Source organism: Paenibacillus ferrarius (assembly GCF_002027705.1).
Lineage (GTDB): Bacteria > Bacillota > Bacilli > Paenibacillales > NBRC-103111 > Paenibacillus_E > Paenibacillus_E ferrarius.
This window is the reverse complement of sequence record NZ_MBTG01000007.1, coordinates 120,546-135,842: the sequence shown is the minus strand read 5'-3', so window position 1 is coordinate 135,842 and position 15,297 is coordinate 120,546. Positions and strand designations below refer to the sequence as shown.

Below are 15,297 nucleotides of genomic sequence, written 5' to 3'. Positions count from 1 at the left end.
CGCTATCCCTCTTTCCTCGGCAGGCTTGATATGTAACTCTCAATTGCACTAAGTATGTCTTGTTTGGTCCTCTCTGTGATGCTCATCGTTACAGCTTCCATGGGCTCTTTGAACCCTACGCCGCGGTACTGGTTGACATAATGCTGAATGCGGGTATCAAGCTGCTTGCGAATATCATCGATAATGAGGTCTTTGTAGTCATCATCCAGCACGTACTTATATTTATTCTCTATATTTTGCATATCCGCCTGAAGACCAAATTGCAAATAATGCTCAAGCCCGCTTGATACCTCCTGCTGAATGCCAAAAGACGGATTTCCTTGCCCCTGCCCTTCAGTTTGCCCTTGTCTTACGCCTTGCCCTTGCCAAGTGCTTTGTCCCTGACCACTCCCCATCTCCTGCCCAGGGTTCTTGGCAAATACGTTGGCCTCAGTCCCTGCATCTTTGCCCATATGCGAGCCATTCACGGTGAAGTCTTCTATATTGTCCAGCGCGCTTGGACTGATGCCGATAGTCAGCGTTCCATCCAGCTTTTCGACTTTAAGCTGATCGAAATTGTACTCGATTTTATCAATATGGAACCGTTTCTGGTCCTTCATGGCAGTTAAGTCTGTTTGCAGCTTAGTTACGGTTTCCTCAAGCTTGTCGATGCGCTGCTTCTGCATTTCAATATAGGCGGAGAGCTGCTGAGCCCATTGCTGCCATGTAATAGAGTTATGCATCTAGGATAAGCACCTCCTTCCGGTTTCCATAAGGGAACCCTGATCTGCAAAAAAAGCAAATTTGTGTATCTCCCAGCGGCGACTACAGGCGAGATTAAGTTGGAGGAGGCAGAGGTACAAGAGAAACTGGATTCGTTGAAGATGTTCCAAGCTGTGGCGTAGGTTCTACAAAGCCGCCTGTATTATATAGATTAGACAACGAGCGGATAGAGCCAGCGGTGCCAATTTGCAGAACGGAGGAGTTGGAGACAGAGTCTACTTTCAAATGTTGAATCATAATCGTCTGGTGAATATACCAGTTCATTGCTCATGAACACCTCGCTCTACTTGGCCTAATTCCCGGCTATAAGTTCCTAACAGGAGAATCCTAGATAATCAGTCCACTGGCATTCGTTTCTATAAGATCGGAATCATTGGTGACGGTAGTGCTATAAGCATTATAGACGCGTGGGAAGTCTCCGGTATTGAAGGAGCCTGCTCCAGCGAATGTTTTGGAGGAGCTGGTTGGCGCGATAATGAAGGAGTCGCCGAAGTGGACGACGGAACTCGGTCCCACGCTGATGATTTTGACATTCCCTACGATTGAAGGCATAGTCGATCTCCCTTGTTTCTATCTGTCTTATCACACTCCAGTATATGTGGGTATTCGCCCAGAGGTGCTCTGTTTTTCAGCAGGGTATCACATCAGGGTGTAGGCACATATACTGCTAGGGAAAATGAGGTGATGGACTTGAGCGGGTTTAATCGCCATCCTTGGCTGAAGTGGGAGCAGGTTGAGAAGTTCCTTGGGCAGAAACTGCCTTTTGCTGAAAATGGGCAGACCTTTCTAGATAATATGACGTGGGTTGAGGGATATGTACAGGACATGCTGAAAAAAGCGATGCCAGGTATGGATTCTGGCATTTCTGCTCATAACTCCGCTGGAGCGGAAATCTTTGAGACGCATGAACACGTCATCATCAAAGTGAAGATTGCCAAAGCTGAAGATCCACGAGCGCTGCAAGTGTATGTCAAGTCGAATCAGATCAAGCTAACCGGCTTTCTAAGCGGCAAGAGCCAGATCGTGAAGCTGCCGACCCTAGTCATGCCTAGAACGGCTAGAGTAAGCTACAAGCAGCGCCTGCTGCAGATCAGGGTGCGCAAACGAGGACTGAAGGAGAATTATGTTGAGGCGTATATCCGCTACTAAGGGAACAATCGCGATGGATTAAACAACGAATAACCCTCGAGCCGGATGGCTGAGGGTTATCTCTGTAATTCTATAGTACGCGGCGAGCGGTCATGTAACGGGATGACCAAGTTCCGCTTTGAATGTTGGTAATGCGTACACCGCCTGCACCATACGTTTGCAGCAGGTTGCCATTGCCCATGTAGATGGCGACGTGGTTAATCACGCCAGGTTTGCCTGGAATCGAGAAGAATACGAGATCCCCTGCACGAAGGTTGCTTCTGGACACGTAGCTGCCAACTTTGGCTTGCTGCTTAGAGGTCCGCGGCAGGCTGACGCCAATCCGCTGGAACACATATTGCGTAAAGGAAGAACAGTCGAAGGTTCGTGTTTGACCCGCTTTTGCGCCGAATTGATAAGGTCGCCCTAAGTAGTTTTTACCGATCGAAATCACTTGGTTCGCACGAGAAGTTGCTGTAATAGCTGCGTTTGCTGTCGCCGCCTCTGCTTGATGGGGCGCGCTGACAATTCCTGTTGAAAGCCCTATGGAAACGGTCAAAGCCGCTACGACTAGTTTCTTGTACCATAATTGTTGATTTTTCATCTGGTTTGCCTCCTTAGTGTTTATCGCCATTCACAAGAAAGTTTTAAGGCTGACTTGTGTGTTGGCCGTTCACTAAACCCAGTATACCAAATGAAATTTCGCCTATTATTTACCTTGCAACCTTGATTCCCTTGCTGTAACAGGGGTTCCTAGGGTTTCTGAGAAAATGATGGGAATCTCATTATAATGTTTTCATTGACAGGTTTGTGGGAGCGTAATCAATGCCATTGTTCCATGGCCCAAGCGGCTTTGGAGCTCTATTTGTCCCCCATGCTGCTGGACGATATGATGGGCGATAGCTAGTCCAAGGCCGGCTCCGCCCTGTTTGCGATTCCTCGCTTTATCCGTCCGATAGAAACGGTCAAATAGGTGAGGCAATTCGTTTTCGGCTATGCCAATGCCTTGATCCGTGACCTTGATTTCAACCGATTTGTTGTCCTTGAGGTCTACGTCAAGCTCAACCCTTTCCTGGCTGTACTTGAGCGCATTATCGACCAAAATGATGATCAGCTGCCTGATCTTATGCGGATCCCCCGTCATAAGAAGCTCTTTCAAGCCTGAAGCGATCTGAACCTGAATCTCTCTGCCAGAGGTAAGCCGCAGCGAAGCGGCTGTTTGTTCCAGGATCGGAATAAGATTGAAGGAAACGCTGTTCTCACCGTTTTCCTGCTCGATCTTGGTGAGGGAAAGCAGGTTCTGGGTAAGCACCTTCAGCTGTGCAGATTCGGAGATAATCGCTTCAAGCGCTTCCTCCCGTAATTGATCATCCCGAAACGCCCATCTTCGCAGCAGGCTGGCATAGCTCTCAATGATGGTGAGCGGCGTACGCAGCTCATGGGAGGCATCTGCGAGGAACTGCTCCTGCTTTTGAAACATATCCTGCAACCGATCAATCATCCTGTTGAAGGTCGCCCCAAGCATCGTTAATTCATCATTGGTCATCTTGGCTGGCATGCTGATATGCCGGAAAGAGCCGCTTTTTTCAATGTTTTGCATGGTGGTTACAAGCTGCTGGAGCGGACGAAAGAGCACGTTCGTGTAGAAATAACCCCCAAGGAGAGCTAGAATCAGAGCCCCGGTGGAAGTTAATAAAAGAATGGATATGAGCATACTCGAGTATTCGCCAAGCCTTCGCAGATTTCGCCCGATTTCTAAAGTAGCGACCTGATGCCCTTCTTGGTACACAGGCATTTGTACAAAGATAAAAATGCCGTCTGCAGCCGTTTCTAATACTACGGTTTCTTTGTTTACATAACTCGCAGGGTAGCTAATGAGCTTCTCATCGGAATAAATTTGATGAACGACCTTCGAATCTGGAGCGATATATCGCAGCATCTCTTGCGGGATAAGGAGCTCATCCATCTGTGAGTTGTTCTGCCAGTACTCCGGATGGGTCGGCAAATCCTTGAGCAGGAGAGTTCGTGCCTTCTCTTTCAGCAGCTCCACCTCGCCTTTGGTGGTAACCCGAATGAACATGTAATAAACGAAGGTGAAGCTGAAAAAAAGGATCAGCATAAGTCCGGCGGAAACCCATAAAGTGATTTTGAGCTTAAGGCTCATACAGGCTTCTGCTCGTCTTTGGGAGGAGCGTTCCCAGCGGTGTCTTCGTTGTCTTTGTTCGTAGAGGAGGCGTCACACTTCAATAAATAGCCGACCCCTCGTATGGTCTGAATCAGCTTGCAGGAGAAGGGCTTGTCGACCTTTTGGCGCAAATAACGGATATACACATCAACTACATTGGTATCGCCTACGAAATCGTATCCCCATACCTCCGAAATAATTTGTTCCCGCGACATGACTTCGTCTTGATGCTGAATGAGGAACCGCAGCAAATCAAACTCAGTAGGTGTTAATTCAATAGGGATGCCCTCGCGGACAACGGCTCTGCTCTTCAAATCCATGGTGAGATCATCGACTTTCAGCAAATGGGGCTGCTCGGCCGGCTGCTCTTGCAAACTTCTTTGCCGGAGCAAGCTGCGAATGCGGGCAAGCAGCTCAATCGTGGCGAAAGGCTTCGTAACATAGTCATTAGCCCCTTGGTCCAATCCACTGACCCGATCCCTGACCGCATCGCGTGCCGTCAATAAAATAATAGGAATACTGGCATTCACCTGACGTATGCGGCGGAGCACCTCCAGACCGCTAAGCTCCGGCAGCATAACGTCCAGCAGAATCAGCTCCCAGTCAGACCCATCCAAAGCGGTATTCAGTCCGGAACGCCCATCTGATCGGGTATGTACTTCATAGCCTTCATGCTCCAGCTCCAGCTGAAGCACGCGGGCGATTCGTTCCTCATCTTCGATTAGTAATATGCGGCTCATTGCGTTCGTCATCCCCGTTCGCTTGCTTTGACTTGCATGTGATCGTGCCGTTTACCATACTATTTTCAGATATGAGGAGAAATATCCCCAAGCCTGGAAGAGAGGAATTATTTCAATAGCGTTCATATGCCTAGTCCGCGTTCGTCCTTCGTGACATAAAATAGCACAGAGAAGACTAATGAAGGAGCAGGACAGATGAGTATATCTCTGAAAAAGAAGGTGCGTATCAAATCGAACGCCAAAGTCGTGATCATTCTGCAAGATCATGATGCTATTGGCAGAGTCTATGTGGAGATTCAAGGTGATCTGAAATCGCGTGAAGTTATGGTTGAGGCGCTTAAACGCTTGGAAGATGGATTGATCTACTCAGACGAAGATTGTACAGAGCTCATTGAAAGCGAATATATTGAGGTGTTCCGCAAAAGAAGTCCATCTCGCCGTAATGAAGAGGAGTTTACCTTTCTCATTGATCGGGCTTATGCCGAGGATTATGTGGTATCTGCTAAGCTTATTAAATAAGCGCCAAAAACCCCTTGTCGAACGCTCAAAGGGCTTCAATAGCCTTCAGAACGGTCAATAAGGGGTTTAAGTTATCTAAACGGCAGAATTAGTCTTTGTTAATAGATGGAGCTGTTTCCACGGAAGTCAAACGGTCATAGAAATCTACGAAGTTATTTCTTTCCTTGGAGTTCAACAAGGCCATAGCCGTACGTGGATGCTCATCAAGCGCACCAACGATCATGTAAGGAATGAGGTAGCCCCAATCCCATTTTTGACGCATGGTGATCATGTGCTTCTCAATAATTTCGAGCACTGGACGAATGTCGTAGCGTGCCCCTTTCAAGTAGCTAAGAAGCAGTTCTGTTGTGCAGTTTCCTGCAGCGCGTCCCATCCCGTATACGGAAGAGTCCAAGAACGATACACCTTTCGCAGCACCGGCAATCGTGTTGGCGAAAGCAAGCTGCATGTTATTGTGCATATGCAAGCCAAGCTCTTTCTCAGGGAGCAAACGTTGGAACTTCGTTACGAGGTAGTCAATATCTTTGTGATCCATGCTGCCGTAGGAGTCTACGATGTAGACAACGTCAACAGGGCTTTTGTTAATTTCTTCGAAAGCTTCGACAAGCTCATTTTCCATAACGTGGGAAAGTGCCATAATGTTCAGGGACGTTTCGTAACCCATGTCATTGAACTTTTGGACTAGCTCGAGGCCTTTATCTACATCTTTGATATAACAAGCAACGCGAATCAAGTCAAGCAAGCTGTCTTCACGAGGCAAAATGTCTTTCTCATCGACACGGCCGATATCTACGAGAGCAGATAGCTTTGTATCGGTTTTTTTGGTAATCACATCACGCAAGAACTCTTCGTTCAAGAATCTCCATGGACCGGATGCTCCGCCTTTCAGCAGTTTTTCCGAATTTTTGTAACCAATTTCCATATATTCCACGCCAGCTGCGCTTAAGCCGCGATACATGTCTTGGACAAACTCCACGCTAAAATCCCAATCGTTCACCAAACCGCCGTCCCGAATCGTGCAATCCAATATCTTGTGTTGATGATGCTTTACCATGCTCGTAGTGCCCCTTTCGACTGCTCATATCGCTTAAGATTTTGCTATATTATGACTTATGAATAGGCAGCTTGTCAATCTAACAGCCTTCACAAACGACAATATTCGTAGGAAACATATGGTAATATATGAGAGAGAACTACTAGATTGCTTAAAGGGGCTGAGCAAATGGATCGTGATGAATGGTCACTGGCGAAAGAAGTTGCGGGAAATGCTGCGCGCAAAGCAGGAGAACTTGCCAAGGAACGTTTCGGGAGCAAGCTGACGACGCACCATAAAGACGAACGTGGCGATCTGGTGACGGAAGTGGATGTAGAGGCAGATCGTTTAATTGTAGAGATGATTATGGCCGTATTTCCGACTCATCGTATATATAGTGAAGAAGCGGGTGAAAGCGGAGCAGCAAGCGACTGGGTATGGCATGTCGATCCGCTGGATGGGACGAATAATTTCGCTCTGGGGATTCCTCTGTACGGCGTATCCATTTCACTCAGCTATCAGGGACGAATCATCATAGGCGTCGTTTATGATTCCGTGATGGGCTTGAACTATGCGGCTGTGAAAGGCGAAGGCGCGTGGCAGGAGGAAACTCGGCTGGAGGCGAAGCCCCAAGGTGATCTGACGAAATCTACTCTTTCCTGGATTCAAGGCCATGTCGTTGGCAAAGATGATCGCAAGGCTTTGGACTTAAGGCATCATCTTGAGCATTCGGTCAAAAGAGTGCTGCGCATGTGGGCGCCATCCTTAACTTGGGCGATGCTGGCCAGAGGTGATCTTCATGGCATCGTGCTGTATAACTCGGAAGGGGAAGATCTGTATGCAGGCCTGCTGCTCGCTCGGGAGGCTGGGGTGAAGGTGACGGATTTCTACGGTCAACCTGTTTCGTGGTTAGAGGATAGCGCGCAGGATGCTGGAGGAAGTAGTCAGCAGGGCGGGTCGGCTGCTTCAGCCAAAGGCAACGAATTGGAAAAAGGCGTTTATTTAGTCGCGGCAGTCCCTGCCTACCATGAAGAGCTGCTCAAAATCGTCCAAGCCGGGATTTAAGAGGAGAGGAATAGGCGAGGAACAATTTGTAAAAGCTAATGGCAGACTTTTCATTTGGAGGAAGGATGCTGGGCGATGAACAACTTTGTTCCGATCTTTTTTGAATTTGAGCACGAACGCGATGCGCTACTTGCTCTGGATACGCTGGAAGAGCTCGGCTATAAGCCAGAGCTGTTGGATGGAGAGCGGGCGACGCTGCACATCCACTTGGACGAGCAGGAAGTTACCTCTGCGCTGGAGATTGCGCAGTCCCACGGCGGACGCTTCGTGGAAAGCAAGTCCACTCAGGCAGAGCCAGCGACGTTCGCCATGGCGTACGATCTGGAGGGCTCCATCCGCATTCCGGCCCATACGGTGAATGAGGATTGGCCCGACAGCTACGCCGAGGCGCAGGCATCCACGAACAACGATGCCGTCCCGAGTGAGGAAGAGGCGGTGTTCGACCCGTCCTCGGACGATTACAACCATTTCAGCCCCGGCATTCGGATATGAAATGGGGCTGGCGCAGTGTGCTGGCTTCCTCCGGCGGCAAGCGGAAGCGCAGGGCTAGCGCGGACAAGCGGCGCTAGCTGCGGCCCGTCGCTAGGAGCCGTCGACGCGGGGAGTGCGAAGCGACCGGTAGCGGGCGAGAGCGAAGCGGCTGGTGGCGGGCGAGAGCGAAGCGGCTGGTAGCTAGCGAGAGCGAAGCGGCTGGTAGTGGGCGAGAGCGAAGCGGCGCGGGCAAGGCGAATAGGAGGCTGTCCCCCAGAATTCGGGGACAGCCTCTTGCTGTTTCGACCTTGGCTGGAGGCTGGGCGGCGCGCCAGGGCCCTTTTGCCCACTGTTAAGGCACGAAAGGGAACTGAGATCCGCTATTTCGAAGATTTCGCCCATATTTCGTTCCAAACGGAACTACAGTCCTCTATATGGTCTTCAAATACGATTTTAGCGGGTAAAACCGCGAAATAACGAACTGTAGTTCCCTTTCATCATGGTTTTAGATGGTTTAAGCCAAAATAGCGTACCGTAGTTCCCCTAACTTTTCACCGAGATCCAACTGCTTGCAAATCTAGCAATCAGGCCATCTAAACTACCGTATCAACTATCCGCCCGATCGAGAAACGGTGCCGCCTCCCAAGCTACTTAACAAACTATCTATCCCTCCGATCGAGAAACCGCGCCGCCGCCCAAACTACTCAACAAACTATCCCCCTCGAGCGAAACCGCGCCGCCTCCGAAGCTACTTAACAAACTATCCCCCCGATCGAGAAACCACGTCGCCGCCCAAGCTACTTAACAAACTATCCCCCCGATCGAGAAACAGTGCCGCCTCCGAAGCTACTTAACAACTATCCCCCTCGATCGAGAAACGGTGCCGCCGCCCAAGCTACTTAACAACTATCCCTCCGATCGAGAAACGGTGTCGCCTCCGAAGCTACTTAACAAACTATTCCACCCGATCGAGAAACGGTGCCGCCGCCCAAGCTACTTAACAAACTATCCCTCCGATCGAGAAACGGTGCCGCCGCCCAAGCCACTTAACAACTATCCCCCCGATCGAGAAACGGTGGCGCCTCCTAAGCTACTTAACAACTATCGGCCCGATCGAGAAACCGCACCGCCGCCCAAGCTACTTAACAAACTATCCCCCTCGATCGAGAAACCGAGCCGCTTCCCAAGCTACTTAACAAACTATCCCCCGATCGAGAAACGGTACCGACTCCGAAGCTACTCAACAAACTAATCCCCGATCGAGAAACGGTGCCGCCTCCCCCGGACATGCGACTTATTATTGTAGATACCACAGAAACCACAGCTTTTAGCTGAGTGACATGGTTTGGGGAGATTAGGTGTGATGGAGGGGGATGGGAAGACGCGAAATAGCGTTTGTTGTCGTGGCGCGTTGGTAATTGTAACGGAGGGATGTACGAGTAAGCTGGTAAAAGAAGGCGCTGATACTACAGCGGCACTCGCAACGACAGCAAGTAATATAAGCATACTTGCGCCAATGTCAGCAGCTTCACCCGCCGAGCCCCCAACAAAGTCGCCTGTATCCGCCTACAAGCCTGCTTCTGCCATCGAGATGCCGAGAGTGCCTCCATCGCCAACAGCTTCAGCCTCTTACGGCTATCGTGCTTGATCAATATACGATGTAATTTTATTATGAGCACAGACATAGTTATATAGAACATACAAAGCCGCGCCAGCTCTCAGAAATGTTGACATTGGAGCGGCTTTTGGCATATGACCTTAAAAATTAACCGTTGACAGGTAACGTCATATGTCATATTCTTAACCCATAAAACCAAGTGACATTATAGGGATTAAGGGGATGATTCTAGTGAAAAACAACCTAGTGACAGCATTTCAATCAAACTGGGTCAGCTTAGTTGTATCATTGATAATTATTGCGGGGCTCGTGTTTCTGGCGAGAAAGAGAGTCAGCTTCGGCAACCGCGTTTTCATCGCGTTAGGTCTTGGCTTAGTGGCTGGGATTGTGTTCAACCAAACCCATTTGGAGTTCAAAAGTGTAAGCACCATCGGCACGATTTATGTCAATTTGATCAAAATGCTCGTTATGCCTCTCGTACTTATTCTGGTTATTAACAGTATTTCATCGTTATCCAGTTTGGGTCAGCTTCGTAAATTGGGACTCAAAACGATTGGTTGGTTCTTGCTCACAACAGGGATTGCCGCATTGATCGGGCTTCTGGTTGCTCTGGCATTCGATCCAGGTAACGGCATTGCGCAAGCTGTACCGAAGGATTTTAAAGCAAGAGAAATTCCTACGTTCTCGCAGGTTATTCTGGACTTGGTACCATCCAATCCAATTAATGATATGGCAACAGGGAAAGTTGTACCGGTGCTGATTTTCGCGATTTTCGTGGCAGTAGCGATTGTACATGTGGGCTCCAAAAAGCCAGAAACTGTAGCGCCAATCAAAGCGTTTATCACGTCAGCAACAGCTGTTATTCACCAAGTAGTTAAGTATGTTATTCGTCTCACACCTTATGGGGTGTATGCTTTGATCGCGGCTATGGCGGCTAAATACGGTCTGGACACATTGGCTCCTTTGGCTAAAATTATCCTAACGTCTTATGTCGCTTTGATCATCCACTTCGTGTTGATTTTCGGTGGTTTGGTTCTTCTCGTGGCAAAAGTAAACCCAATCAAGTTCTTCAGGAAGGCTTATCCGACGATCGCAGTCGCATTCACAACACGCAGCAGCTATGCGACGCTGCCTGTGAATCTGGAAGTGATCACGAAACGTCTTCGCATATCACCACGTATTGCTAGCTTCGTAGCACCGCTTGGCGCAACGATGAATTTCAATGGCTGCGGCGGGGTATGGCCGGCAGTTGTGGCGATTTTCGTGGCGAAGGTTTACAATTTGCCGCTTAGTGTGTCTGAATATGCGCTGTTGATCTTGGTCAGCGTGATTTCCTCCATCGGCGTAGCCGGCGTTCCGGGGCCTGCAGCGATCTCGACGACTGTCGTATTGACGGCACTGGGCTTGCCGCTGGAAGGTATGGGTCTTGTGCTTGGCGTTGAAGCGCTGATCGACATGGGCCGTACTGCGGTGAACGCAACAGGAACAACTGTAACGGCTCTGCTTGTGGCAGAATCCGAAGGTGAATTCGATCGCGCTGCTTTTGATCGCGACGAGGAAGATGATCTTGAGCTGGCTACAGCTTAAGTTGGTGAAATGGAAAGAAGGACCCTGCATCACGGGATGCGGGTCCTTCTTTTTTTATGCCTGCTCCGCCGCGCTTTTGCCAGCCATAAAGCCGGTAGAGAAAGCTGCGGTAATGTTATAACCGCCCGTATATCCGTGAATATCGAGGATTTCACCGCAGAAATAAAGCCCATTCACGAGCTTCGACTGCATCGTGCTGGGGTCGACCTCTTTGAGCTGGACGCCGCCGCCGGTGACGAAGGCTTCTTCAATAGACAGCGTGCCTTTGATGGTCACGGGGAAGGCTTTCATCAGCTTGCAGAGCTCGAGCCATTTCTGCTTGGGAATGTTGTCGTAGGTCAGCTGCTCATCCAGACCGGATTTTTCCAGAAGAATAGGGATCAGACGTTCCGATAGGAGCGTCTTTAGTACGTTTTTAATGGCTTTTTTGGCGTCAGCTTTGGCAAGCGCCATGCTGTCACTATATACCTCGTCCATGCTTTGATCCGGAAAGAGATCCACGGTGAGCAGGACCTCTTTGCGCTCCGATTTATTAAGCTCCTTGACGACGAACTGGCTGCAGCGCAGGGCAATCGGACCGGACAAGCCGAAATGGGTGAACAGCATGTCCCCCCGATGCGAAATGACCGGCTTGCCTTTGGCGTTCCATACGGAGAGACAAACGTCCCGCAAGGATAGCCCCTGCAGCTCGCGGCTGCGAATGAAAGCTTCCTTCGAGGTTAACGGAACCTCGGTCGGAAACAGCTGCGTGATGGTGTGCCCGCCCGCCTCCGCCCAGGCATAACCGTCTCCGGTGGAGCCGGTGTGCGGGACAGAGCATCCGCCGGATGCGATGATCACAGCGCGGCTGTGCAGCGTTTCACCGGAGCGGAGCTGGACGCCTTGGACGCGGCCTGCCTGGTACAAGACCTTTTTGACCGGACTGTTCGTCCGGATCTCCACGCCCTGCTTGCGAACTTGGCCGATCAACGCGTCTACGACGGTTTTGGCCTTGTCGCTGACGGGAAACATCCGACCGTTGTCTTCTTCCTTCAGGCGAATGCCGAGATTTTCAAAGAAATCAATAATGTCCTTATTGCTGAAATGTGTGAAAGCACTATATAGAAAGCGGCCGTTGCCCGGGATATGCTTGATTAGTTCATCCATCTCTTTGTTGTTCGTGACGTTGCATCGTCCGCCCCCGGAAATGCCCAGCTTGCGACCAAGCTTGTCCCCTTTATCCAAGAGAAGAACCTTGGCGCCGTGACGGCTGGCTGCGATGCTGGCCATCAATCCTGCGGATCCTCCGCCTATTACAATGACTTCATAGTCCATAGTAAACTCCTTCATTATTTTCGAAGATTGTAACAGATTCAATCTCCCATTGCTAGTAAGCTAGCAATAATACATCAGCCTGCAGCAAGGGGAAAGTTCATGTCGGTTTCAGCAAACATTCAATTGGCGTTCATTTGGTGTTCACTTGATCGCGATATCATGAAGTGAATTTATGGAAGAAGGGGATGGAGCAACGGTGAATATTTCCAACGCAAGTATTAGTTCATTGTACAAGCAGCATGCGTTCAAAGTATCGGAAAGCTCCGCAGATGAGAATGCCGCTGCCTCCAAGAACAAGCTCTAGACTACTACAGCTATTGAGTGATGAAGACGATAGTGTGAGTGGTACGAGCAGCACCTCCAGCACGGACTCCGATATCAAAACGCTTCTGTCGGATGCCAGCGGCACGAAATTGCAAGAATTATTGAAGCGGACCTATCAGGTAAGCAGCGGGTTTGATGCAGAATCGTCCTCATTGCTAGACATACAAGCCTAAACGGCTAAAGCGGAATTGCCTCAGGATGATTATGATCCTCAGGTATTTTCGCTTTTTTGTGCTGTTGGGGCGCAGTCTGCATTGAAGGCGATTCGGATACGGTCCATTTTCAGCAAACAATCAGCTTCTGTTCAACTTACTTTCAGCCTTCGTTCAGATGGGATTCAGCGTAGCGCGTTACACTTTGGTTTGTGGCAAAGCCGTTCAGTTTTTAAACTCCAGCCGCGTGAGTCGTATATAGGCTTGGCGCATGTAGAAAAGGAGATCACATATATGGCACGTATTCTTCTCATCGACGAAGAGAATCCTGCTCGTCATTCGCTTCGCTACACGCTGCAGCGTGAAGGCTTTGACGTTGTTTGTACGGATGACGTTGCACAAGTTCAGACACTTATAGAACAGTCCCAGACGGAGCTGATCATTCTCGATATCACGGCAGCACATTTAGATGGTTGCCAGCTCGCACGCCAGCTTAGGCAGGATGCGGACTTGCCGATGCTGCTCCTTGGACCTGAAGGTGATTACACTGATGTGGTCAAAGGATTCCAGCTTGGAGCAGACGATTATATGGCTAAGCCGTTTCATCCGGAGGAGCTGGTGATGCGCGTAAGATCGCTGCTCAAACGCAATCGCGCAGTCTCCTGTACCAAGATTCATATTGGCGATTTTATGATTGATAAAGCCATGCATGAAGTTCAAGTGGAGGGACACAGCCTCTTCCTGCCGCTCAAGGAGTTTCAATTGCTCTTTACACTAGCAAGCTATCCGAATCATATTCTAACCAGAAGCCAACTGATTGAGCAGGTCTGGGGCGTTAATTATGAGGGAGGCGAACGGACCGTCGATGTACATATCAAAAGGCTGCGGAACAAGCTGGGTGTGATCTCCCAGGCGATTCGGTTAACAACGGTGCGCGGGTTAGGTTACCGCTTCGAAGTGAAGACTGCTCGGCATTAGGCGCGTTTAAGCCTTGTCGGGCAGTTTTTGTATATCGTCCTATATGTGATAATAGTACAGTCCTCTTACTTACTTCGTGTATGATAGCAATATGGAATGGGAAAGCTGACTTTCACATTCAGGAGGACGATACTCACATGAAACGACTTGATGAACGAGGCTTTGGTACTTGGATCAGTGAAGTTACGGCAGACAATGCGTTTGCTATGGAAGACTACCATGTCAGTTGCGGCAGTATCACCCGCGCGCCTGACGGGCAGTATTGTTTGATTTTCTCGCGCTGGCCGGAATCGGCTGGTTGCGAGGGATGGGTGACGCACGCTGAAATCGCGACAGCCGTCTCTGATCATCCGGCAGGTCCCTATACATTTGACCGTGTGCTTCTGGAAAAAGGTGAGCCAGGCTGGGACTGTGATGTGACACATAATCCAGCGGTGTTGGAAGTAGAAGGCACCTACTATTTATATTATGTGGGAACGCAAGGTCCAGAGATTTCGGAAACGGCCTCAGACGAGGCAATAGTTGGGGAAAACCGGTGGGTCTACTGCAGTAACCAAAGAATTGGCATCGCGATGGCCGACCATCCGCTTGGACCTTGGCAGCGGTTTGACGAGCCTATTCTGGACGTTACACCTGGGGCTTGGGACGCTGTAATGACCAGTAGTCCGGCAATCTGTCGAGCACAGGGCAGAAATGTCCTTATGTTGTATACAGGTGCTGCTAAAGGCGGCGCGGTGAATGCGGGAATTGCCCGGGCTGAGCGGCCGATTGGGCCTTTTGCCAAAATCGGAACGCTCGATATTGACCGGCTGGACAATGAATCAGCGATCGAGGACGCGTGCATTTGGTTTCAGGATGAGCGCTTCTATGCCCTCATGAAGGATGATCACGGTTATGTCACTAAGAGTGAACCGGGGGCCTTTGCTTTGTTCGAATCCGAGGATGGCTTGTCTTGGCAAGCCGCGGGTCAGCCCCTTGCGCTGCGCAAGGAGCTGGCATGGAAAGCGCGGGGTATTCAGCCAGTAGCCCGCTTGGCACGGCCGCAGATTTATTTGGAAGAGGGCAAGCCCCTTGTGCTCAGCTGCACTGTCGTGGAGGCGGAGGGGACAAAAGCCTATACATTGCAAATTCCTTTGCAGACATAAGCAAGTGGTGACAAAACAATAGCGCCTTTGGATTCTCGAAATCCTAGGCGCTATTGTTTTTGTGTGTTCAGCCGGTGAGCAAAAGGAACTCTGATCCGCTATGTTGCTCTAAAAAGGGCCGTTAGCCAGCGAGTAGGAACTACGATCCTCTATTAATGGCAAATGGAGCCCTAAGAAGGAGATGACAGCCGGATAACGGACCATAGTTCCCATTGGTCACTCCAACTCGTCATTTTATGCAAAATAGCGTATCTGAGTTCCGCTTGAGCTTGGAAA

The 15,297-nt window shown here is 49.8% G+C and carries 18 protein-coding genes; 10 read left to right on the top strand and 8 right to left on the bottom strand.

Annotation, left to right across the window (positions count from 1 at the left end; all coding sequences use genetic code 11):
• Positions 1-2: 2 nt before the first annotated feature.
• From gerPC to BC351_RS09010, 3 genes are all read right to left on the bottom strand, one after another.
• A complete protein-coding gene (gene gerPC / locus BC351_RS09020) occupies positions 3-722 on the bottom strand; it encodes a spore germination protein GerPC (RefSeq protein WP_079410935.1) in 720 nt (239 codons plus the stop codon).
• 94 nt (positions 723-816) lie between these two features.
• Positions 817-1,026 carry a spore germination protein GerPB gene (locus tag BC351_RS09015; RefSeq protein WP_079410933.1) on the bottom strand — a complete coding sequence of 70 codons (210 nt, stop codon included), beginning with the start codon at positions 1,024-1,026 and terminating at the stop codon, positions 817-819.
• Positions 1,027-1,089: 63 nt separating this feature from the next.
• A complete protein-coding gene (locus BC351_RS09010; RefSeq protein ID WP_079410931.1) occupies positions 1,090-1,314 on the bottom strand; it encodes a spore germination protein in 225 nt (74 codons plus the stop codon).
• Positions 1,315-1,452: 138 nt separating this feature from the next.
• On the opposite strand from BC351_RS09010, the gene BC351_RS09005 reads away from it, so the two are divergent.
• On the top strand, positions 1,453-1,911 hold the full coding sequence (locus BC351_RS09005; protein WP_144028322.1) for a hypothetical protein: 459 nt from the start codon (positions 1,453-1,455) through the stop codon (positions 1,909-1,911).
• Positions 1,912-1,981: 70 nt separating this feature from the next.
• On the opposite strand, the gene BC351_RS09000 is transcribed toward BC351_RS09005, so the two are convergent.
• The 3 genes from BC351_RS09000 to BC351_RS08990 form a co-directional block, all read right to left on the bottom strand.
• Positions 1,982-2,494: a C40 family peptidase gene (locus BC351_RS09000; RefSeq protein ID WP_079410926.1), complete on the bottom strand. Its 513-nt coding sequence runs from the start codon at positions 2,492-2,494 to the stop codon at positions 1,982-1,984.
• Between the two features lie 192 nt (positions 2,495-2,686).
• Positions 2,687-4,054 (bottom strand): sensor histidine kinase, encoded by a 1,368-nt coding sequence (locus BC351_RS08995; RefSeq protein ID WP_079410924.1) that lies wholly within the window; start codon positions 4,052-4,054, stop codon positions 2,687-2,689.
• Positions 4,051-4,815: a response regulator transcription factor gene (locus tag BC351_RS08990; RefSeq protein WP_144028321.1), complete on the bottom strand. Its 765-nt coding sequence runs from the start codon at positions 4,813-4,815 to the stop codon at positions 4,051-4,053. Before BC351_RS08990 ends, BC351_RS08995 begins: the two co-directional genes overlap by 4 nt.
• 195 nt (positions 4,816-5,010) lie before the next feature.
• Between BC351_RS08990 and BC351_RS08985 the strand changes: the two genes are divergently transcribed.
• Entirely contained in the window at positions 5,011-5,334 is a 324-nt protein-coding gene (locus tag BC351_RS08985; protein ID WP_079410919.1) for a hypothetical protein, read from the top strand.
• 88 nt (positions 5,335-5,422) lie between these two features.
• Here the strand turns inward: BC351_RS08985 and BC351_RS08980 are convergent, their stop codons facing one another.
• Positions 5,423-6,388 (bottom strand): aldolase catalytic domain-containing protein, encoded by a 966-nt coding sequence (locus BC351_RS08980; protein ID WP_079410917.1) that lies wholly within the window; start codon positions 6,386-6,388, stop codon positions 5,423-5,425.
• A 168-nt stretch (positions 6,389-6,556) separates the two neighbouring features.
• On the opposite strand from BC351_RS08980, the gene BC351_RS08975 reads away from it, so the two are divergent.
• From BC351_RS08975 to BC351_RS08955, 5 genes are all read left to right on the top strand, one after another.
• On the top strand, positions 6,557-7,432 hold the full coding sequence (locus tag BC351_RS08975) for an inositol monophosphatase family protein (RefSeq protein WP_079410914.1): 876 nt from the start codon (positions 6,557-6,559) through the stop codon (positions 7,430-7,432).
• A 75-nt stretch (positions 7,433-7,507) separates the two neighbouring features.
• Entirely contained in the window at positions 7,508-7,924 is a 417-nt protein-coding gene (locus tag BC351_RS08970) for a hypothetical protein (RefSeq protein ID WP_079410912.1), read from the top strand.
• A gap of 15 nt (positions 7,925-7,939) precedes the next feature.
• Positions 7,940-8,104 carry a hypothetical protein gene (locus BC351_RS42125; protein WP_158082023.1) on the top strand — a complete coding sequence of 55 codons (165 nt, stop codon included), beginning with the start codon at positions 7,940-7,942 and terminating at the stop codon, positions 8,102-8,104.
• A 1,162-nt stretch (positions 8,105-9,266) separates the two neighbouring features.
• Positions 9,267-9,551 (top strand): hypothetical protein, encoded by a 285-nt coding sequence (locus tag BC351_RS08960; RefSeq protein WP_079410907.1) that lies wholly within the window; start codon positions 9,267-9,269, stop codon positions 9,549-9,551.
• Between the two features lie 201 nt (positions 9,552-9,752).
• Positions 9,753-11,108: a dicarboxylate/amino acid:cation symporter gene (locus tag BC351_RS08955; RefSeq protein WP_079410905.1), complete on the top strand. Its 1,356-nt coding sequence runs from the start codon at positions 9,753-9,755 to the stop codon at positions 11,106-11,108.
• Positions 11,109-11,162: 54 nt separating this feature from the next.
• Here BC351_RS08955 and BC351_RS08950 read toward each other — a convergent pair whose 3' ends face one another.
• A complete protein-coding gene (locus BC351_RS08950) occupies positions 11,163-12,422 on the bottom strand; it encodes a BaiN/RdsA family NAD(P)/FAD-dependent oxidoreductase (protein ID WP_079410902.1) in 1,260 nt (419 codons plus the stop codon).
• Between the two features lie 338 nt (positions 12,423-12,760).
• Between BC351_RS08950 and BC351_RS42120 the strand changes: the two genes are divergently transcribed.
• The 3 genes from BC351_RS42120 to BC351_RS08940 all read left to right on the top strand — a co-directional run bounded on the left by BC351_RS42120 (position 12,761) and on the right by BC351_RS08940 (position 15,021).
• On the top strand, positions 12,761-12,919 hold the full coding sequence (locus BC351_RS42120) for a hypothetical protein (protein WP_158082022.1): 159 nt from the start codon (positions 12,761-12,763) through the stop codon (positions 12,917-12,919).
• 273 nt (positions 12,920-13,192) lie between these two features.
• Entirely contained in the window at positions 13,193-13,876 is a 684-nt protein-coding gene (locus tag BC351_RS08945; protein ID WP_079410900.1) for a response regulator transcription factor, read from the top strand.
• Between the two features lie 137 nt (positions 13,877-14,013).
• Positions 14,014-15,021 carry a glycoside hydrolase family protein gene (locus BC351_RS08940; RefSeq protein ID WP_079410897.1) on the top strand — a complete coding sequence of 336 codons (1,008 nt, stop codon included), beginning with the start codon at positions 14,014-14,016 and terminating at the stop codon, positions 15,019-15,021.
• Positions 15,022-15,297 lie beyond the last annotated feature (276 nt).